Origin of the sequence: Nostoc sp. MS1, assembly GCF_019976755.1 — a bacterium.
Lineage (GTDB): Bacteria > Cyanobacteriota > Cyanobacteriia > Cyanobacteriales > Nostocaceae > Trichormus.
In genome coordinates this window covers 7,024,510-7,044,714 of the sequence record NZ_AP023441.1, presented here as the reverse complement: position 1 = coordinate 7,044,714, position 20,205 = coordinate 7,024,510, and the positions used below count along the sequence as shown (strand labels likewise).

Annotated in this window: 16 protein-coding genes and 1 pseudogene; 11 read left to right on the top strand and 6 right to left on the bottom strand. The window is 38.2% G+C overall.

The genetic code is table 11. The features are described 5' to 3' along the window. Positions 1 to 72 precede the first annotated feature (72 nt). The 6 genes from NSMS1_RS30520 (at position 73) to NSMS1_RS30495 (ending at position 8,738) form a co-directional block, all read left to right on the top strand. A complete protein-coding gene (locus tag NSMS1_RS30520) occupies positions 73 to 2,094 on the top strand; it encodes an ABC transporter ATP-binding protein/permease (protein WP_224089087.1) in 2,022 nt (673 codons plus the stop codon). A 345-nt stretch (positions 2,095 to 2,439) separates the two neighbouring features. Then, positions 2,440 to 2,712 (top strand): GlsB/YeaQ/YmgE family stress response membrane protein, encoded by a 273-nt coding sequence (locus NSMS1_RS30515; protein WP_224089085.1) that lies wholly within the window; start codon positions 2,440 to 2,442, stop codon positions 2,710 to 2,712. Between the two features lie 246 nt (positions 2,713 to 2,958). Further along, the gene (locus NSMS1_RS30510) at positions 2,959 to 3,135 is read left to right on the top strand and encodes a hypothetical protein (protein WP_224089083.1); all 177 of its coding nucleotides are present in this window, start codon (positions 2,959 to 2,961) and stop codon (positions 3,133 to 3,135) included. A 539-nt stretch (positions 3,136 to 3,674) separates the two neighbouring features. Then, positions 3,675 to 4,979, top strand: a complete 1,305-nt coding sequence (locus NSMS1_RS30505; protein WP_224089080.1) for an efflux RND transporter periplasmic adaptor subunit — start codon at positions 3,675 to 3,677, stop codon at positions 4,977 to 4,979. 17 nt (positions 4,980 to 4,996) lie between these two features. After that, positions 4,997 to 8,239, top strand: coding sequence for an efflux RND transporter permease subunit (locus NSMS1_RS30500; protein WP_224089077.1), 3,243 nt, complete (start codon positions 4,997 to 4,999; stop codon positions 8,237 to 8,239). A gap of 154 nt (positions 8,240 to 8,393) precedes the next feature. Beyond that, the gene (locus tag NSMS1_RS30495) at positions 8,394 to 8,738 is read left to right on the top strand and encodes a hypothetical protein (RefSeq protein ID WP_224089074.1); all 345 of its coding nucleotides are present in this window, start codon (positions 8,394 to 8,396) and stop codon (positions 8,736 to 8,738) included. Positions 8,739 to 8,760: 22 nt separating this feature from the next. Here the strand turns inward: NSMS1_RS30495 and NSMS1_RS30490 are convergent, their stop codons facing one another. The 3 genes from NSMS1_RS30490 to NSMS1_RS30480 all read right to left on the bottom strand — a co-directional run bounded on the left by NSMS1_RS30490 (position 8,761) and on the right by NSMS1_RS30480 (position 9,859). After that, positions 8,761 to 8,952 carry a hypothetical protein gene (locus NSMS1_RS30490; protein WP_224089059.1) on the bottom strand — a complete coding sequence of 64 codons (192 nt, stop codon included), beginning with the start codon at positions 8,950 to 8,952 and terminating at the stop codon, positions 8,761 to 8,763. A 41-nt stretch (positions 8,953 to 8,993) separates the two neighbouring features. Beyond that, entirely contained in the window at positions 8,994 to 9,242 is a 249-nt protein-coding gene (locus NSMS1_RS30485; protein ID WP_224089056.1) for a hypothetical protein, read from the bottom strand. Between the two features lie 173 nt (positions 9,243 to 9,415). Then, the gene (locus tag NSMS1_RS30480) at positions 9,416 to 9,859 is read right to left on the bottom strand and encodes a thioesterase domain-containing protein (protein WP_224089053.1); all 444 of its coding nucleotides are present in this window, start codon (positions 9,857 to 9,859) and stop codon (positions 9,416 to 9,418) included. A gap of 112 nt (positions 9,860 to 9,971) precedes the next feature. On the opposite strand from NSMS1_RS30480, the gene NSMS1_RS30475 reads away from it, so the two are divergent. From NSMS1_RS30475 to NSMS1_RS30455, 5 genes and pseudogenes are all read left to right on the top strand, one after another. After that, entirely contained in the window at positions 9,972 to 10,868 is an 897-nt protein-coding gene (locus NSMS1_RS30475; protein ID WP_224089050.1) for a phosphotransferase, read from the top strand. A 124-nt stretch (positions 10,869 to 10,992) separates the two neighbouring features. After that, positions 10,993 to 11,308: pseudogene (gene grxC / locus NSMS1_RS30470) on the top strand (glutaredoxin 3). A 258-nt stretch (positions 11,309 to 11,566) separates the two neighbouring features. Beyond that, on the top strand, positions 11,567 to 11,941 hold the full coding sequence (locus NSMS1_RS30465) for a DUF4870 domain-containing protein (RefSeq protein ID WP_224089048.1): 375 nt from the start codon (positions 11,567 to 11,569) through the stop codon (positions 11,939 to 11,941). Positions 11,942 to 12,320: 379 nt separating this feature from the next. Beyond that, positions 12,321 to 12,770 carry a hypothetical protein gene (locus NSMS1_RS30460; RefSeq protein ID WP_224089032.1) on the top strand — a complete coding sequence of 150 codons (450 nt, stop codon included), beginning with the start codon at positions 12,321 to 12,323 and terminating at the stop codon, positions 12,768 to 12,770. Continuing rightward, entirely contained in the window at positions 12,698 to 14,617 is a 1,920-nt protein-coding gene (locus tag NSMS1_RS30455) for a ShlB/FhaC/HecB family hemolysin secretion/activation protein (protein ID WP_317986559.1), read from the top strand. Before NSMS1_RS30460 ends, NSMS1_RS30455 begins: the two co-directional genes overlap by 73 nt. 54 nt (positions 14,618 to 14,671) lie before the next feature. Here NSMS1_RS30455 and NSMS1_RS30450 read toward each other — a convergent pair whose 3' ends face one another. From NSMS1_RS30450 to NSMS1_RS30440, 3 genes are all read right to left on the bottom strand, one after another. Next, a complete protein-coding gene (locus tag NSMS1_RS30450; protein ID WP_224089029.1) occupies positions 14,672 to 15,640 on the bottom strand; it encodes an acyltransferase family protein in 969 nt (322 codons plus the stop codon). Positions 15,641 to 15,931: 291 nt separating this feature from the next. Then, a complete protein-coding gene (locus NSMS1_RS30445) occupies positions 15,932 to 19,495 on the bottom strand; it encodes a filamentous hemagglutinin N-terminal domain-containing protein (protein ID WP_224089027.1) in 3,564 nt (1,187 codons plus the stop codon). Between the two features lie 178 nt (positions 19,496 to 19,673). Further along, entirely contained in the window at positions 19,674 to 20,174 is a 501-nt protein-coding gene (locus NSMS1_RS30440) for a hypothetical protein (RefSeq protein ID WP_224089024.1), read from the bottom strand. Between the last annotated feature and the right edge of the window lie 31 nt (positions 20,175 to 20,205).

Sequence of the window (20,205 nt, the reverse complement as noted above, 5' to 3'; positions counted from 1 at the left end):
ATGATAAGTATTTAAGCAGACATGACATCACAATTGTTTTAAGCAAATCATTAATTATTATTTTTTGCAAATATGGCGACTCAAGTTCTTCAAGACCGATCCGTAACGAATAATTCTTCAGCTTTTAGCCAATTTTGGCAAGATGTCAACAGAATCGCCCAGCCTTACTGGTATCCAACAGAGTCAGGTAAAAGGGCATTTTCAGAAGTGATTCGTTCATGGCTAACGCTGATTGCCCTGATATTTTTAATCATTGCCCTTGTAGGCGTAAATGCTTTTAATAGTTTTACTAATCGGCGTTTGATTGATGTAATCGTTCAACAAAAAGACGCTTCTCAGTTCACTAAAACAATAGTGGTTTATGCGATTGGACTCATATTAGTAACGCTCTTAGCAGGATTTACTAAAGATATTAGAAAAAAACTCGCTCTTGATTGGTACAAATGGCTAAATCAACAAATTTTAGATAAATATTTACATAATCGAGCCTATTATAAAATCAATTTTAAATCTGATATTGATAACCCAGATCAACGATTATCTCAAGAGATTGAACCTGTTACCAGTAATGCTTTAAGTTTTTCAGCTACTTTACTAGAAAAAGTGCTGGAAATGATAACTTTTTTAATAATTGTCTGGTCAATTTCTCAACAGATTGCAATTCCTCTGCTTATTTATACAATTATTGGTAATATTATTGCTATTTACATAACTCAAGAATTAAATAAAATTAGTCAAGAACAACTAGAATCTAAAGCCGATTACAGTTATGGCTTAACTCATATCAGAAATCACGCTGAATCGATAGCTTTTTTTCAGGGTGAAAAACAGGAATTAAATATAATTAGCCGACGGTTAAATGTTTTAATAAAAAATACTGAACGCAAGATAAACTGGGAGAGAGGTAGGGAAATTTTCGCTAGAGGATATCGCTCTGCTATCCAAATATTTCCATTTTTAATACTTGGGCCTTTATATATTAAAGGTGAAATTGATTACGGGCAAGTTGAGCAATCCGCTTTAGCTAGCTATATGTTTGCTAGTGCTTTAGGAGATTTAATCACTGAGTTTGGAACTTCCGGTACATTTTCTAGTTATGTTGTACGTTTGACTGAATTTTCTGACGCTTTAGAAGAAGTAAGTAAACAACCTGAAGATGTCAGTACTATTAAAGCAATAGAAGAAAACCATTTTGCTTTTGAAAATGTCACTTTAAAAACCCCTAACTATGAACAAGTGATTGTCGATGACTTATCTGTTTCTGTTCAACCAGGGGAAGGTTTGTTAATTGTCGGGCCGAGTGGTCGAGGTAAAAGTTCACTGCTGCGAGCGATCGCGGGTTTGTGGAATGCGGGTACTGGTCGTATAGTACGACCTCCCCTAGAAGAAGTCTTATTTTTACCTCAACGTCCTTATATCATTTTGGGAACTTTACGCGAACAGTTGCTTTACCCGAAAACAAATCGTCAAATGAGTGATAAACAAATGAAATCAGTTTTGCAGCAAGTCAACCTGCAAAACCTGCTCAATCGAGTTGAAGGTTTTGATACTGAAGTTCCTTGGGAAAATATTCTATCGCTGGGAGAACAACAACGTCTGGCTTTCGCGCGTCTTTTAGTCACTCATCCCAGGTTCACGATATTAGATGAAGCAACAAGTGCCTTAGATTTAAATAATGAAGGTAATTTATATCGACAGTTACAAGAAACGAAAACAACTTTTATTAGTGTTGGACATCGAGAAAGTTTATTTGATTATCATCAATGGGTTCTGGAACTTACAGAAGATTCCCAATGGGAACTTATGACTGTCCAGGATTATCGCAACAAAAAAACAACTCCCGATAATTCTCCTGAAAATACTCGCATTACTACAGACAGCTTGCCTAATAATGAATACCAAAGCAAATCAGTAATATTGATGCAGAAAACTCTTAGTGCAGGTCTTTCTCATAAAGAAATGAGTGAGTTAACATTCTATGCCATTAATACTATTAGAAGTAAGGCCAGCAGAGGAGAGACTATTTCGGCTAAAGACGGCTTTACCTATCGCTATGACAAAAATCCTGATGTATTGAAATGGATCAGAGTCTAGTAATATCACTTCAAAATTTAAAGCCTATTTTCTTAGAGGGAATGTTGCAATGGAGGTGTGATCGCTTCACTCAGTATTTCACAAGTCCTTGAGTTGTATTTGAACTTAGCTTAATTCTTACAGTAGAAGAAGTATCCATACTGCAATTACCGAGAAATGAATTAATAAGCTTCTAGTCAAGACCTACTAGGAGCTTTTTTATTTCTCTCCTGATGACTATTTCATCAGGAGTAGTCACAGTTCCTTCTTAAGGTAATTAAGAATTATTTCTGTTGGGAGATTAGAAGTTCAGAGTTAAACTGTTAAGTTTATAGGTGTCAATCAAAACTATTTATCAAAAGAACAATGAATATTATTGCTTGGATTGTATTAGGTTTAATTGCTGGTGCTATTGCTAAAGCTATTTACCCTGGTCATCAAGGTGGTGGAATCTTAGGAACAATTTTATTAGGAATTATCGGTGCTTTTGTTGGTGGTAGTTTGGGGGTATTTTTCAGTACAGGAACGTTGACATTAGCTGCACCCACACTCAGTATTCCCGGTATTGCAGTAGCGGTTCTTGGTGCAATTGTTGCTGTTTTCTTGTGGAACTTGTTAACTCGTCGCAGTACTGTGTAATCAATTAAATCTTTCTTAATTATAGTAAACATCAGGGATTTTATTTAACTATATTTTATCCCTGGATTTAATAAACCAATAGCGTTTACCCCTAGTTAGGTAGACGCTATTATTGTTAGTGTAGCGCTAAATTATTAGAGCAAAGATTGCAACCATTCCAGAGTAAAAAAGCGAACAAGAAAGTAGATATAGATTAAAACCTCACAACTGTTCGCGTAGGGTAGTTGGCAGGTCAAACGCATCTTAATGATTCTGTTAGACGTTATGCACCCTCCGGCTGTCGCTACATCCTTAAGCTTTGCTTTAAAAGCAGGCAATGAAAACAATTTAATTTTGTTTGGTCTAGCTGTGGGTATTACTGCTGTGTTGGTTGGGCTAGAGCATTTTGCCTTATGGCTTTTGGTATACCTGAGCCAGAAATAAATAGAGCTATCAAAAAACAGTAGCCAATTATTATGCAATATGTATGTCAGATAATCATTAAAATCATAGTAGATATATTTATTTCTAGCTCATAATTATTATTTTTATACTTACTTAATTTGTGCAAGCGTTTCTATGGAAATACGCTTGCCAGTTCGCTATGCTTACTTTTGGGTATATTGAAAAGTATCTTGAGACTTAAAATATTCTCTCTTCTTTATCTCTTGAAAAATTAAAATATTTATTTGCAAAAAATATACCTTTCTTTCTAATGAAAGAGAAATTAATTATAGCTGTGTTCTATCATCATGAGTTAGCAGTAAGTTTGCTGTTTTCTCTTCCTTTAAATTGTTTCACAAGGAGCGGGAGTTTGGAGTTTGAGACAAATTTAACCAAAAATCAAGTAATGTTTACTGTCCAAACTTGATGAGAACATTTTCTCGGTGAAGTTTGACAATTATTGTTCACTCCGAACAATAAAAGTATCATTTATTACATTTATTACATTTATTTTGTTTGGGCAGTAGTAGGGTCAAATAATGGAAACTCCTAAAGACAGTAATTTTGCCTTGAAAAGACTCTCAGGGCAACAAGGGCTATTAGTAGGGTTGGGGCTGGGTATTGTCTTAGCTATTGGTGGGATGAGTGTGTTTTCCAATGGAACTAGTCGTTCAAATAGCCCTAAACAAAACGCGCCCACATCAAAGGCTGCAAACTCGGCATTACCAGTAAAAGTTCAGCAAGTTAGCACTAACACTACTCAAGAAAGTGATAATTTTGTTGGTGCATTAGAGGCGCAGCAAAAAGTTACTCTACAACCGCAAATTCAAGGGCGAATCGAAGCAATTTTGGTGTCTAGTGGTCAAAGGGTACAGAAGGGAACACCCATCGCCTCTTTGAGTTTGGATCAGACGCAGGCAAATGTGGCCAATTCCATTGCCGCAGCCAGTGCAGCACAAGCTGGGTTAACAACGGCTCAAGCACAGCTACAACAAGCCCAAGCCCAACGTACTAAGGTTGCAGCAAATGTGCAACTGCAACGCACTCAATTCAATCGTACCCAACAATTAGTAAGTGAAGGCGCACAGGCTAGACAAGAGTTAGATGTAGCTAGAAATAATTTACAAACAGCGATCGCGGATTTGCAAGCCGCAGATAAGCAAGTTGCGGCAGCAGCAGCAGCAATCCGGCAAGCACAGGCTAATGTCCGCGCCGCGCAAGCCAGTACGGCAGCCGCTCAAGTCAATGTGAATCAAAAACGAGTGGTAGCACCAATTACAGGCGTAGTAGGAGAATTTCCTGTCAAAGTTGGAGATTATGTTAATACTGGGCAAACGATCACAACAATCATTCAAAACGATGCACTCGATCTGAATCTTGGTGTACCTTCCAATCGCCTGAAGCAACTGAGAATTGGACTACCTGTACAGTTAATAGACCCCACTACTCAACAACTGATTGGTACAGGCGCAATTAACTATATTTCTCCTACAGTCAGTTCTAATCAGCAATCGATTTTAAGCAAGGCACGCTTTAACAATTCTCAGGGACGATTGCGTGATGGGCAATACGTTCAAGGGCGAATCATTTGGAATCAACAACCAGGGATATTAATTCCCACAGTGGCCATTTCTCGGATTGGTGGACAAAGTTTTGTCTTTGTTACCGAAAATACCACTGTCAACGGCAAGCCACAGCAAATTGTGCATCAGCGTTTAGTGCGCCTGGGTGATATTCAAGGCACAAATTATCAAGTTCTTGATGGACTTAAACCTGGAGAAACCATTGTTACTTCCGGCATTCTCAAACTTAGAGAAGGCACACCTATTCAACCGCAATCTTAAACCCAGGACATTCGCTCATGTCGATCGCCAACAACTTTATCAAGCGTCCGGTACTAACTACCGTTTGTACTTTATTAATTCTCATTTTGGGAGGCATATGTATTCCCTTACTGCCACTCAATTACTTACCAGATATTGCACCGATTCGTGTTCAGGTGTCTGCTAACTATACAGGGGCGGATGTATCTACTGTTGAAAGTGCTGTGACGACAACAATTGAGCGACAGCTTAACGGTGTCGAGGGTATGCAGTACATGACATCGAACAGTTCGGCGGGAAGTAGCCAAATATCAGTATATTTTGGTTCACAAACTGATAAAAATATTGCTCAAGTTAACGTACAGAATCGTATCGCCAGAGCAACACCCCGCTTACCCACAAGTGTTCAACAACTTGGTGTGACAGCACAGACGGCTTCTACAAGTATTTTGTTAGTCTATACATTTTATGCAGAAAATAACGAGTATGATCCACTATTCATCAGTAACTATATTGATCTAAATTTACGAGATCAAATTCTGCGAACGCCTGGAGTCGGCGATCTAACAATTTTTGGCGAGAAGCGATATGCGATGCGGTTGTGGCTTGATCCAAATGCTTTGGCCAGTCGGCAATTAACTGTAGCCGATGTAGCGACAGCATTGCGATCGCAAAATATTCTTGCCGGAGCCGGAACATTAGGTCAAGCACCAGTACCTCCTGGGCAAAGCTACGAAATTCCCTTAAGAGTTAATGGTCAGTTTCAAAATGCGGCGGAGTTTGAAAACCTTGTAATTAAGGCAGGTAGCGATGGCAATTTAATTAAACTGAAAGATGTCGGGCGTGCCGAACTTGGTTCAGAAACCTACACCAGCAATGCCAGAAATAATGGTAAGCCGGCGATTGGTCTAGCAATTTATCAGTCACCAGGAAGTAATGCTCTAGATGTGGCCAAAAACATCGAAGCGCAGATGAACGAACTGATGAAAGACTTTCCGCCTGGATTAAAAACCCAGATTGTTTACGACACTGTAGGGTTTGTGCAAGCATCACTCGAAGAAGTTGTCAAGACTTTAGTAGAAGCGATCGCTCTGGTGGTTTTGGTGATTTTTCTGTTTCTGCAAGACTGGCGGGCGACAATTATTCCCATTGTGGCGATTCCCGTTTCTTTGATTGGTGCTTTAGCATTTGCTTACGTATTTAAATTTTCACTCAATAATTTGACATTATTTGGCTTAATCTTAGCGACGGGGTTAGTAGTTGATGATGCGATTATCGTTGTAGAAGCGATCGCCCGGAAAATAGAACAGGGAGTCAGACCATTGCAAGCTTCCTATGAAGCAATGGAAGAACTGACTGGAGCAGTGGTTGCAACTTCTTTAGTGTTGATGGCTGTGTTCATTCCCGTAGCATTTTTTCCGGGTTCAACCGGAAAAATGTATCAGCAGTTCGCGTTAGTAATTGCCTTCTCTATTGCCATCTCGACGTTTAACGCACTTTCATTCAGTCCCAGTATGGCAGCGATCTTACTACGTCCGCCAAGACCCAAACGCGGCCCATTAGGCTGGTTTTTTAACAAATTTAACCAGATTTTGGCATGGATCATCGAACGGTTTATGGCGATCGTCAATCTTTTGATTCGCCTACGTTACGCTGTCGTGGCTTTGTTTGTCGTGGGTTTAGCGGCAACTTATTTTATGTTTACTCATGTGCCGACAGGATTTGTACCCACTGAAGACCAGGGAATTGTCTTAGGCATTATTCAAGCTCCAGATGGCGTTTCCCTGGCTTATACTGACCAAGTAATTACAAAACTTGAACAAATTTTGCAGAGTGAACCAGAAGTTGATAACGTTTTCGCAACTTCAGGATTTGGTTTTGCTGGTAGTGGTTCAAATCGCGGTGTGTTCTTTGCCAAGTTGAAGCCTTGGGAAGAACGCACCAAACCTGAGCAAAGTTCATCGGCAATTTTAGGGCGAATTAATGGCGCATTTGCAAAAATTCCCGAAGCTATTATCACCGCAGTCAGTCCTCCACCAATACAAGGTTTTAGTACCTTGGGCGGGTTTGAGTTACAACTAGAAGACCGTACCAACGGAAGATTAACAATTGATGACTTTTTCGCCAATGCTCAAGCCATCATTGCTCAAGCAAATCAACAGCCAGCTTTAGCTGGTGGGGTGTTTACACAGTTTACCGCCAGCACACCCCAATTTCAAATTGACTTTGACCGCGATCGCCTAGAGGCGCTCAATGTTGATTTTCAACAAGCTGTAAATACTCTATCAGCTGCTATTGGTTCGCAGTATGTTAATGATTTCACCTTGGGACAGCAAAGCTATCGTGTTTATGTCCAGGCTGAAGGTAATTACCGACGCTCTCCAGATGATATCCGTCAGCTTTATGTGCGTTCAGTAAATAACCAAATGGTGCGATTGAGCGAGGTAGCAAAACTTACGCCGATCACAGGCCCATCCGTCATCTCTCACTATAACGGCTTTCGCTCGATTAGTATCCAAGGTAGAGAGTCACAAGGTTACAGTAGTGGACAAGCAATCCAAGCAATGCAACAAGCAGTAACAGCATCAGCAATACCAGGAGTTGGTAGTGATTGGACAGGAACCGCTCGTGAAGAATTAGCCGCAGGTAGTTTAGGGATTCTCATTTTTGGTTTCGGGGTAATTATGGTGTTTCTTACCCTAGCTGCTCAGTATGAGAGCTATGTTGACCCGGCAATTATTCTGTTAACTGTACCGTTAGCCTTGTTGGGTGCGTTGAGTGCTTTATCGTGGCGCGGGTTGGTAAATGATGTCTATGCTAACGTAGCTTTAGTTATGTTGATTGGACTAGCCTCAAAAAATGCGATTTTAATTGTCGAGTTTGCCAATCAAGCCTTTGAAGAAGGAATGACAATTACCAAAGCAGCTTTAACTGCGGCGCAAGAGCGATTTAGACCGATTGTCATGACCTCCAGTGCTTCATTGCTGGGATTTTTCCCTCTTGTCATCGCCTCTGGAGCAGGCTCCGCCTCACGCTGGTCGCTGGGAACTGCATTATTTGGAGGACTACTTGTCTCCACAATTCTGAGTTTACTGATTGTTCCCGTGCTGTATGTCATCATTAAAACTTTGGAAGAACGTTTCCTCAAACGCAAATCTTCTACTCGGTCTGGAGGCAATAATCGACACCAGGATGAACAAGCAACTACACATCCTAACCAAGAATCAGCCGTAGTTGGAACGCAGACTGGTGATGATCGTGCGTCTCATGAGACTAAGTAATTAACTCATTACAACAGTTGACATAAGCATGAAAAATCTGGATGGACGTTGATATCGATCAGCATCCATCTTTTTTGTTCGTCGTTCCATCTGCCCCCAATTAACTTATACAACAGATGGTTAAAAGATTTAAAGAGAAAATTTCAACTTGAAGATGTCCTCAGACAATAGAAGTATACCTCAAGGTTTAAAAGAGGTATTGAACATCGGAGCGAAGAAAATGAACCCCAAACTTATTGCTTTCTCTGGCATTGTAACTGCCTTCTTAGGTGTCGGGATTGGTTTTATTATTGCTTATTTACTTCCTTCCCCTTATACAAGTCCAATGTATAAAGATTTAGCTCAAAAATATGCCATTATTGGTGGCATTTCTGGCTTGCTGATTGGTTCGAGCCAAGAAATGGTTAGAGAACTCAAGGAAGAACGTGATATGGAAGAAGAGTTGATGCAGGAGTTGGAACAAGCTATTCGTTCAACTACCAACAAAAAAGATTACTAATTTTGAGAATTTTCTTGCTGGGTCAAACATCAATATTTATCTGTTCTATCTGTCTAGCTGCTTTGTCCCAAAGCTTGGCAGTGTTTTCATCTTGCCAATGAGTCCTTAAATTTTCTGCCTTTTTGTGAGAGATTCTCTCTAGCATTTCTAAAACAGCAGACAATGTTAATTGATCAACCAATAACTCTAAAGAGTCCATATATTCTTTTGTCATAACTCACCTCGACGAATATTTTTAGTTTTTTTCTAAGACGGCTATATCAGTTGCTTGTCTATCAAAGCACTCGTCCGTCTATATCCATATTGTATTGATTCAACCTCAGTCTTGGGTACATACAAGTTATCGGTTCCAGCTTCCATACCACCCATTGCTGTCAACTCATGATGTTCTGGGTCATTGAGGTCAAGGTACTTTGCACCCTGTTCCAACCGACTGCCTACTGGTAGTATGGTGATTCGTTTTAGTTCTTCATCTGTATACTCTGGTAATTTATTTTCTACCACAACTAAGTTTTATTTATCTTCTGTTGCCATTATTTCCTATATTTATGGGTATTTTTGCATTTTGTTCTAGTTCGCTGAATAATTCTTGGGGTTATGCTATTGGTAGTACGTTATTTTTTGGTTGGGTATTAGCTTCTCCCTTTCCCTTATCAAGCTAGTTACTCTGATACAACCTATATTTTCAATGCAACATACTCACCTTGAAATTTAGCAGCACAAATGTCACTTGATGTAATCTCTGCATTTAAAATAATTCTTCCCTTCCCTTTTTCGTCTAAGTTGCTCACAAAGCTACTCCAGTTATCTTCAACTGGAGCTATGCAATGAGCTTGAAAATCTCCTTGAAGCGGTTTGAAATAATCAACAGTATTTCTTCTGATCACAATGCGACTAGTAATTAGTAATTCTTGAAGTCGAACATGAATTAATGTCCAGGCTGATAAAATTGCTAAATTTGATATACTGCCGCCAAATACTGTGCCATGATGATTAATATTTGGTAATAGCGGAGCGGCTAAAATTACTCCTTTTTCATCAATGGATACTACTGATACTGCCATTTGGTGTGAAATTGGTATATTCTGATGAAGATATTGTTCTACTTCTAAATAATTCATGGTAATTTTTTATCTCCACTAATTAACAAGCTTTTCAGAGAGTTAACATTTCTCTAAAATCTACTATGTTTGAGATAAAAAATTAGTTATATAAGGCTCGCTTGTGAGTAATATGTCTGCTAAATCTGACAAGTCTCGTCTAGAAATTGCAATAAATGCAGCTTGTGTCGTAGCTCGGCAGCAAAATTTGAAATTTGATGAGACTGTCATTCTACAAGATAGAGGCAATTTAGTCATACATCTGCGTCCTGCGCCTGTAGTTGCACGTATTGCAACAACAACAGGCACAGTAAGATTTGGTAATACTTGGTTTGCAAATGAGCTTACAGTAGCGAGTTTTCTTGCACAAGCAGGCGCACCTATTGTTCGTCCAAGCAATCTCATTCCACCAGGGCCACATCAACACGGTGGTTTGGTCTTAAGTTTTTGGGAATTTGTTCAAGAGATAGATGAACTGCCAGATGCGAATATTGTTGGTCGTACATTGCGCGAATGCCATGAAGCTTTAGTCGAATTTGTTGGTGAACTTACAGTCTTAGATCCTTTAACCGAATCTGAAAATCTGCTGTCTAATCTTATTGCTCAAGGCGCATTCAGTCTCAGTAATAGTCAAATGCTGCAAGCAGTTAACTACAACCTCAAAAATAAATTCAAACAACTTCAGTTACCTGTGCAATTACTTCATGGTGATGCTAACTTTTCTAATGTACTTAACACCACACATGGAGTGCTATGGACAGATTGGGAAGACACTTTTGTCGGACACATTGCTTGGGATATTGCTTGTTTAATTGCTTCTAGCCATGTCTTTGAAACAGATATTGAACGTGCGGCCTCGGCTCTTAAAGGTTACGGTTTAGCGTTAGATAAAGAAGTGCTAGATTTATTTGTTGAAGCGCGTACTTTTCAAACAGCTTTGTGGAATTTTATTATTGGGCAGCAGCATCCAGAAAGTCTTGAGCGTTTAGAAGCTCGTCTACGGTGGCTTCGCGCTCGTTTTCATAATTAGTAGAACTATGCTTATACTATCGAGTTAGACAAAATTTAACTAACTTTCTTAAGTCTGACTTCCGATACTATACGCAGTTTTCTGCCCATTTTATAATTTTAATCAACCTAATAAAATAAGAATTATGCTGAACTTACTCAATCAACTTTTCGGTCGCTCTCCAGAAAAAGTCAAAGCTAACGTAGAGATATACACTTGGCAAACTTGCTCTTATTGCATCCGTGCCAAAATGTTGCTGTGGTGGATAAGGTGTACAATTTACTGAGTACAACATTGATGGTGACGAAGCAGCAAGAACCAAAATGGCAGAACGCGCCAATGGTCGCCGCACAGTCCCACAAATTTTTATTAACAACCAACATATCGGCGGTTGCGATGATCTTTATAAGTTAGATACTCAAGGTCAACTCGACCCATTGTTGGTTCAGCCAACTTTTTAGAAAGATTGTGGTATTGGAAGCAATATTAGCTCAATCAGGTAAGGCGATCGCTGATAAACACGGGTGATAATGTATTATGCCGCCTGATGAATTGTCATGGTTCGGTAAACCTCATAGCTTGAATTTGGTGGTTAGGAGCCTAATTGCCTCTATCTTAAGAAGAATTTACAATCATAGTTAATTACGGTAAGCTCTAATATGAAACATAAAATTTAACTACTAAAATTAAAGTTAAGAAGTAATTGAGGAGCCACCAGGATGCAGGCAACATTCGATTCTGATAAACGCAAATTGCTGTCATCGCTGAGTCATGGGGCAATTTTCTTTAGTACAACATTATTTTCTATAGGCGTTCCTATTGTCATTAATTTATTATCTGATGACCCAGTAGTTAAAAGTAATGCCAAAGAATCAATTAATTTTCACTTTAATGTTTGGTTCTGGGCTACTGTAATTGGCGTACCATTAGGAATTTTATCTTGGCTAACCTTTGGTATCGGTGGAATTTTATTCTTCCCGGTAGTTGCTTTAGGTTTTGCGCTGCACTGGGGACTAACAATTTGGGCAATTTTCCATTGTCTCAGCCAGCCTGATGAACCTTTCCGTTATCCATTTACTTTTAGAATTTTTTAATTCTCTTAGTAAAATATAAAGTTTGTTTTGGCAGAAGGGATGGTGTAAATCATCCCTTTTTTATTTACTTGTAAATAATTTTTAGACAAATAAAAACACAGCAATTAGAATACCACTAAAAGCTATAGCAAATATAAGCGCAGATTTAAATATACGGCTAATATAAGTCTTAGTAAAGCGTTTACTGCTACTTTGTAATATCAACACAGCCGATAAAATACAATGCAGTTTTCTGCAAGCTTCAATGATGAATCTGGCATTTTAATCAGCAGAAATGGTGAACGAATATTTTCTATTCTTATTTTAATGTGTATTGTGTAATACACCAGAATTGATGAGTTATACAATAAACTCTCAATTTTTGTTGAGGATAAATGTCATGTTAAAGAAAATCGCTGCATCTTTACTTACATCTGTAGGCTTATTAAGCTTAAACACTAATTCGGCATTAGCCGAACGAGCAGTTAACTTTACATATCACAGAACACTATACCCATCAACTTGTAATATTGCTTTTGAAGGAGAAGTATATGGTTGTACTTCTGCCATATTGGGTGGTTTTAATGATGCTAGCGCTAATATTAAATTATGCACATCGCGGGACTGTTTAATTTTGATACTTACTCCTACCCAATTAGTTAATGCTGCTGACGGTAATTATTTTTATGTTCGCCAAATGGCATGGCAAAGAGGTAATTATATTACTCGTAATTGGGATGTCTCTTTAACTTGTTCTTTGAATGTAGAAGGATTGGGATGTGTGGGAGACTTAGAAAATGGCAGTGCGTTAGCGCAGCCCGCCGCAGGCATCGCCATTTACCTAAAATAACCCTATTAGAACGCTTGCAAGCAGACATAAATTGTGATAGTTTAGACTCGATATCAGTAATACTACTCACAGTGTTAGATGCTTACTCCATAATTGTGGAAAATACTATATCTACCAGGAAGGCTAGACCAAAAAAATTTCTATTTTCTAGCTCCAGCTTACCTCTGTTTTTCAGCCTGGTTAACCTCCCTAATGTTACTCTTGCTCAATCGGTTCCACCACCAGGAGTTAGTATTCCCCCCAATGTACCAAATACAGTTGACCAAACTATTCCTCAACCCACGCCATCACCTACTACGCCTACACCTACTAACCCGGCTGCGCCTATTCTGACTCCTCCTGCTGTACCCGCACCATTTAAGACAACTCCCAGCAATGAAAGTTTTTTAGTCAGAAAAGTGGAAGTTTTAGGTGCTACAGTCCTCCAGAATGAAATAGCTGATTTAATTAAACCTTTCGAGAACAGTCAAGTTACTTTTGCAGACTTACTCAAATTACGTGCGGATATTACTCAACTTTACATCAACAGTGGCTACATCACTAGTGGGGCATTTCTGCCCAACAATCAAAATCTCACAACTGGGGTGGTAAAAATTCAGGTTGTGGAAGGGGGATTAGAAAAAATAGAAATCACTGGTTTGAGGAGTCTGCAACCAGTATACGTGCGATCGCGCCTTGCCAAAGCCACTGCTACACCATTAAATCGGCAACGTTTAGAAGCTGCATTGCAACTATTACAACTCGATCCCATAATTGAGCGGGTAAATGCTGAGTTAACAGCAGGTAGTACTCCTGGTAATAATATCCTACTGGTGCAAATTACCGAAGCACCTGCATTTCATGGGGGAGTATTCATCGCCAACAATCAAACTCCTAGTATTGGTTCGACACAGATAGGAGGATTTATTAACCATGATAACTTGCTTGGTTTTGGCGATCGCTTAACGGCTGAATATGCAGTTACCGAAGGACTCAACCTCTACGATATCAACTATACAATTCCCCTCAACGGCAATAATGATACCCTCAATTTTCGCTTGAATAATGGGGATAGCCGCATCATCACCGAAGATTTCCGTGACTTGAAGATTAGAAGTGACACACAAACCTATTCTATAAATTATTGCCGCCCCCTATATCGTCAACCCCAAACAGAGTTAGCTTTTACCTTCGGATTAGATTTACGTCGTTCACAAACCTATCTACTAGATAATATCCCCTTTTCCTTTTCCCCTGGTGCAGAGAATGGCGAATCAAAAGTAACAGCAATTCGTTTTTCCCAAGATTGGGTACAACGTGATTCTACAAAGGTTTTGGCTGCTCGTTCTCAATTTAGTCTGGGAATTGGGGCATTTGATGCTACAGTCAATGATACTGGTACTGATGGACGCTTCTTTTCTTGGTTAGGTCAATTTCAATGGGTGCAGTTAATATCACCACGTACATTACTACTCACCAGAGTTAACGCGCAACTTACAGGAGACTCATTACTCTCTCTAGAAAAGTTTAGTATTGGTGGAGTTGATACAGTTCGTGGCTACACTCAAAACAAACTCGTAGCCGACAATGGGTTTACAGCTTCTATAGAACTGCGTACTCCTTTGCTAACTAATTCCAATACTTTACAAATAGCACCCTTTTTTGATATTGGCACAGTGTGGAACAGTCGTGATAGTAATCCGCAGCCACAGACAATTTCCAGTTTTGGTTTAGGCTTACTTTGGCAACCCAGTCGCAATCTCAATCTGCGTTTAGATTATGGGATTCCCCTAACAAATGTGAATGATAAAGGAGATACCCTCCAAGACAACGGTTTTACCTTTTCTCTGCGATACCAGGCATTTTAGTTTTGATAGTAGTAAAATCTGCATATTAGCTATCGATAAAGAACTTTTTATAGTTCATCTCATTACTGTACCTTCTCCTAACAACATCTTGCGAGTAAACCAACTCCTGCTGATTACTTCATAGATAATACAAGAAAAACCAATAGCGACTACCACTCTGATTAATTTATTACTTATTAAGAAATCGTTTAACAATAATTGCACTGGCTGATGTATGTACATAACAACCATAGAAATCTTGCCAAGATAGGCGAAAACATTACCTATAAACGTACTTTGAATTGCTTCAGCTAATTTTTGTGTGATGACAATGCCTGTAAGTGGTAAGACAATGTTTAATCCGATAATTCCATATTGGGTATATTTCATATCAAAATTAAAGTTAATAAAACCAAAAATATCGGCAACCACTGCTGTAGCGAAGATAATAATTGCTACTATTACAGGTATTAAATTAAGTTTAATTGACTTTCTAGCAGTTATATTACCCAACCAGTAAAAAATAATGGCGAACGCAAGCACGTTGATACCCAAAGGAAATTTGAATTTTAAAAACCATAAATTGAGCATAGCGAGTGAATAGCAAACTATTATTACCTTCAGCATTTGCCAATCATTAGCTTTAACTCTCTTGAAAATAAAGTCGTACAACTGTTGTGTAAAAAATAGACAAGTAATAAACCAGAAGACACCAAACCAGCCCATCAAATAAACACCACCATATAATTGATAGTATATGTACTTGAGCCATCCTATAGAGGTTGAATTTTGCGGATATAAAAAGGGGTAAATAGTACTAAATAATATCAAAAAAGAAAAATATGGCAGTAATAAAGATATTATCTTTTTCCGTAAATAAACAAAATTACTGTATTTATTACGGTATAAATATCCGCTTATAAAGAAAAATATTGGCATATGAAACCAGAAAACATACTTATGAATAGGGTCAACTATATGTCCTAAGACTACAGTTAAGATACCAATCCCCTTCCAGCAATCGAGCCAGTTTATTCTCTGCATAATTCTAGTTTTGGGTTTTCATAGTAAATATTACTACAAATAAATAACGTAGTTAAAGATATTACATATATAGGAATCTTATTTTATTCTGAAAAAATCTCAGTATGATATGTAGTGAGTTATAGTATATGCCTAATACACCAAAACCTCTCAGCAAGGTGCATTACGCTGAAGCTAACACGCCCTAAGTAGATTTTATAAATCAAATGTAATCCCTATAGCAGATGGCAATAATTCAGTAATAGAACATTCCACTTGCTATTTTCACCCAAAATCAAGATTTTTGTAAAATTAACTACACTCACGACTCATCACCAAATTACCATTTGCTAGTCTATACACTCCTTGTGGTTCCACAATGCGATCGCCTTTTTTCCACGTACTAGCCGCACTATCATTTGTCACATTCTGTACATCACCTGTAGGATAACTAGAAGTCCCAGCTTCACCAGGACGAGTTGGTAAACCACCAGTCCCGCTAATAATAAAAGTTCCCTCTTGCTTGGAACTACGAGCAATGCAACTATTAGCAATGAGGGCGTTAGTATCAATGGGATTGTTTTGTAATTCTGTCAGGCTATTTTGAATAAAACTAATATCAGGTACACCAATGATATTGCCAGAAATTGAACCACTAGCATTAATATCAGAGCGACCATTATTTATAAGTGATTGGAGGCTATTTTTATCTGCTGCTGTTTGTCTAGGATTATAGAGAGAATCACTAAATACAGCGCGGGTGTTAAATGTGATGTCCCCGCCTTGTCCCTCTGGCGCAAAGGCGAGAATATCGCTATCTTCTAAAGCAACAATGATATCTGCTGTCAGGACAATATTACCGCCTTTTCTGTTACCACTGGATAAATCTGTGCGAATGTCGCTGTTATTACGCAAGTTAATATTTTTAGCGGTAATCTCGATATTTCCACCGCCTACTTGTTCAGCCCTAGCGCTAACTAAACCATTATTTGCGTTGTAATTACCCTTAGCAACAATATTAATATTTCCAGCAATACCTTGTCCTTGACTACGTGTGGAAACAGTAGCGGGAACTGGCAAGTTAGAATTATTTGCTAGTAAGTTAAAGTCAGTAGTAAATAAAGATATATTCCCACCATCTCCACTAGAACTCGTACCTGCAAACAAACCAGTAACACCATTTAAATCAGTATTACTAAAAATAGTAATTTTATCTATAGCACTAATGGTAATGTCACCTGCTTTACCACTACTCAAACTGCCTGTCACCAAAAAACCACCATTTAACGCCTCAAATATACGGGCATTGACAGTTATATTACCTGCATTACTATCATTTTCTGTGATTGTTGATATAGTACCATTGTCTGATACAAGCAAATAATCTGTGTTGATAATAATATCTCCGCCTTGACCAAATGCTCCCGCTTGAGTTTCAGTTAATATTGCACTTGTTAAACCATCAGCATTAGCGCCTGAGATAGTAACTGCATCTGTAGCATTAATAAAAATTCTTCCGCCTTTACCTTGTCCAGCCGGAAAAACTCCATTTGATTGAGAAATTAGAGTATCAATATTACCACCATTAATTAAAGTTAGCTGGCGTGTCTGAATATTAATATCCCCAGCATTTCCAACTGCACCAGCACCAACTCGGCTATTGATAACCCCATTGTCAATTGTCACTTGATCATGACTGAATATATTGATATTACCTGCGTTACCTTTACCCAAAGTTGGGGCTGCTATAGCTCCGTTTGTTAGTTGTAAATTTTTAGTATTAATTGTTAAATCACCCCCATTACCTATAGCAATTATATTCTCTTTTGCAGATTCAACTCCTGTAGCTATAAAACTACGAAAATTAGCATTGGAGCTAACCAATTCAACAGAATCTGATGCGTTAATAGTAATATTACCCGCATTACCTCCTAAATTATTAGCAGCCTCTACCCTAATAGAGCCACCATCTCTAACAATTAATTTCTTTGTGTTTAAAGTTATGTCACCAGCACGATTACTACTTAAAGTTCTAGCTACTAGACCTGTAATTATCTCTCTTGCACCTTTTGTATCTATTTCTATTAGTTCAGTAGCTTTAATATTAATACTCCCACCAGAACCAATTGTTTCTCCTTGTTCTGGTTCATTAGAACTAGATGTAATATTACCACTATTTGTTAAACTAATTCTTTGGGTTTCAATATCGATATTTCCTGCATTACCTACATTACCTATAATACCTGGAAAAGAAAATGCACTGGCGCTAATAAAAGAGTAATCTATACTAATATTGGGAGCAATAATACTAATATCACCTGCTTTACCAATGCCATATGTACTAGTAGATATTTGAGATAAATTACTTAAAGATAAATAATTAGCATTAATAAATAAATTCCCTGCATTTCCCCTTCCATTAGTAGTAGAAAATATGGATGCTGAATCCAAAATAATTGAATTAGTGGCTTGTATTTTAATATTTCCAGAATCATCTGCCAAGAAACTAGTCGCACTAATAAAAGCATCATCTGCTAGTACAAGATTTTTTGCTTCAATATTAATGCCACCACTTCTGCCACGAGTAGGTGTCCCTAAAAGGTTTTGTTGTAAGGAAGAAAAAGAGAAATCTCTAGGAAAAACATTACTAACAATTCCACTAGTAGACAAAGTTCCATCAGTAAGAACAGAACCCCTGCCTGAAAGAGAAACTTTATCATCAACTTTAATATTAATTATTCCTGAATTACCTTGTGTAGCACGTGACTGAATTGAACTACCATTGATCAATTGTAGCGATTGACCAACAATGTTGATATTGCCACTATCCCCAATTCCTATAGCCGAATTTCCAATTATACTATCTTTAGCTAGGGTGACAATTCCAGTAGCATTAACGACAATATCACCTGCTTTAGTTTCAGGGCTTCCTTGATCTGCTAGTATTCCGGCAAAAAAAGCACTAGAATTTACTAAACTTAAATTATCAGCATTAACTATAATATCACCACTACCAGCACCCAAAGTAAAAATGGCAGAATTATTGCTTAATGAAATATCTGTTCTTGCCACACCATCAGGAAAAGCCAAGCTCAAATTATCACCATTAACCTGAAGCTCGACGCTTCCAGGTGCAGTTAATCCACCAATTTCGACCCTACCACCTAATGCAAACACCCTGCCACTATCCATTAAAATCTGCCCACTAGCGTCAGGTGTAGGTGCAACATTACCGCCAAGTAAAATTAAAGTTTTATTATTAGGAACTTGTAAAGTACCACGATTTTCAATTGAGTTTGTACTTTGGTTAGCGATTTGATTAAATAAAAAGGCTGTAGGATTGACGCTGAGTAATTTGTTTTCTGGTGCTACTGCTGAAGTTGTAGAAAACTCAGCACCACCAGGAAATTGAATTGCATTGGCTGTAGTGGCAACAAATGAACCACCTAAATCTAATTTGGCATTTCTACCAAAAATAATTCCATTGGGATTCATCAAATATAAATTGGGTTGTAATGCTCCAAATATACCCAGCGTTCCTAAAATTTCTGAACGATTATTACCTGTTACCCTTGCCAGAATATTTTGAATATTGGCATTAGGGATAAAGAAATAAGCTTCTCTACCCACACTAATATTAAAGTCTTGAAAGCTGTGAAACAAATTAATGCCACGAATTGCACCACCATTAATTACTTCTATTGGCAAATCACGGAAGTTAGTTATAACTTCTGTAGATTCTGTTCCTAATGTCTTATCTGGGACAATATGACTTTGGGCAATAGTTTTGGACTGAAAGATAGTTAATGCTATACTTTCCACTAAACCCGCAATTACCCATTGCCAGCATCTATTTAACTGATATTCAGTGTTCATGTAATTAAATAATTAGCTATTAATATTTGTATGGTTAAATAATAGCTATTTTTGCAAATTAAGTAAATATACTGAAGTACAGCATAGCTGATTGGCGGCGATGGCGCTTGCGCCCAGCATAGCTGATCGCCATTAACCTAAATCTATGCCAAACTTTACTAGTTACTCAAAGTATCGATTAGCGGACAACCTCTATATCTACAGGTGAACACTGATAGTTATAATCACACGTAAATGCTACCGATGTACCATCAGGACGGATTTGAAATAGAAAATTATCTGCACTGTAAGTTGGATGTCTGGTGCTTGTGCCTGCATAAACAGGATTGGAACCTAATAATATGAGTCCGTTAGCTGATGATTTCAGAGTCATCGTTTGATCTACTGCGACAGTTCTACGTACTTGAGGATCATAATACCGGGTTCTCATGCTGCCATAACGTCCTCGCATAGCCAAAATACTTTCATAAACTATTCCACTAACGCTGTATTGTAATTTCCATTTTCCGTAAATAGGCGAATAGGCTTCTGTGAGTTGGGCGATAGTAAATGATGATGAGTGAGGATTTGAGTTTGTCGGTAAGTTGATAGGGGGTTGATAACTATACCCTGGCTTGACGGCAGAAAAAGCGATCGCCAATGCTAAACTTCCCATTCTCAGAATACGTTGCAAATTCATGATTGTTATCTCTATGTATGCAGTTAATGTA

What these genes read in the sequence shown, in the direction of transcription:
- NSMS1_RS30520 (WP_224089087.1), top strand. Translation starts at nt 73, where the DNA reads ATGGCGACTCAAGTTCTTCAAGACCGATCCGTAACGAATAATTCTTCA.
- NSMS1_RS30515 (WP_224089085.1), top strand. Translation starts at nt 2,440, where the DNA reads ATGAATATTATTGCTTGGATTGTATTAGGTTTAATTGCTGGTGCTATT.
- NSMS1_RS30510 (WP_224089083.1), top strand. Translation starts at nt 2,959, where the DNA reads ATGATTCTGTTAGACGTTATGCACCCTCCGGCTGTCGCTACATCCTTA.
- NSMS1_RS30505 (WP_224089080.1), top strand. Translation starts at nt 3,675, where the DNA reads ATGGAAACTCCTAAAGACAGTAATTTTGCCTTGAAAAGACTCTCAGGG.
- NSMS1_RS30500 (WP_224089077.1), top strand. Translation starts at nt 4,997, where the DNA reads ATGTCGATCGCCAACAACTTTATCAAGCGTCCGGTACTAACTACCGTT.
- NSMS1_RS30495 (WP_224089074.1), top strand. Translation starts at nt 8,394, where the DNA reads ATGTCCTCAGACAATAGAAGTATACCTCAAGGTTTAAAAGAGGTATTG.
- NSMS1_RS30490 (WP_224089059.1), bottom strand. Translation starts at nt 8,952, where the DNA reads ATGACAAAAGAATATATGGACTCTTTAGAGTTATTGGTTGATCAATTA.
- NSMS1_RS30480 (WP_224089053.1), bottom strand. Translation starts at nt 9,859, where the DNA reads ATGAATTATTTAGAAGTAGAACAATATCTTCATCAGAATATACCAATT.
- NSMS1_RS30475 (WP_224089050.1), top strand. Translation starts at nt 9,972, where the DNA reads ATGTCTGCTAAATCTGACAAGTCTCGTCTAGAAATTGCAATAAATGCA.
- NSMS1_RS30465 (WP_224089048.1), top strand. Translation starts at nt 11,567, where the DNA reads ATGCAGGCAACATTCGATTCTGATAAACGCAAATTGCTGTCATCGCTG.
- NSMS1_RS30460 (WP_224089032.1), top strand. Translation starts at nt 12,321, where the DNA reads ATGTTAAAGAAAATCGCTGCATCTTTACTTACATCTGTAGGCTTATTA.
- NSMS1_RS30455 (WP_317986559.1), top strand. Translation starts at nt 12,698, where the DNA reads ATGTGTGGGAGACTTAGAAAATGGCAGTGCGTTAGCGCAGCCCGCCGC.
- NSMS1_RS30450 (WP_224089029.1), bottom strand. Translation starts at nt 15,640, where the DNA reads ATGCAGAGAATAAACTGGCTCGATTGCTGGAAGGGGATTGGTATCTTA.
- NSMS1_RS30445 (WP_224089027.1), bottom strand. Translation starts at nt 19,495, where the DNA reads ATGAACACTGAATATCAGTTAAATAGATGCTGGCAATGGGTAATTGCG.
- NSMS1_RS30440 (WP_224089024.1), bottom strand. Translation starts at nt 20,174, where the DNA reads ATGAATTTGCAACGTATTCTGAGAATGGGAAGTTTAGCATTGGCGATC.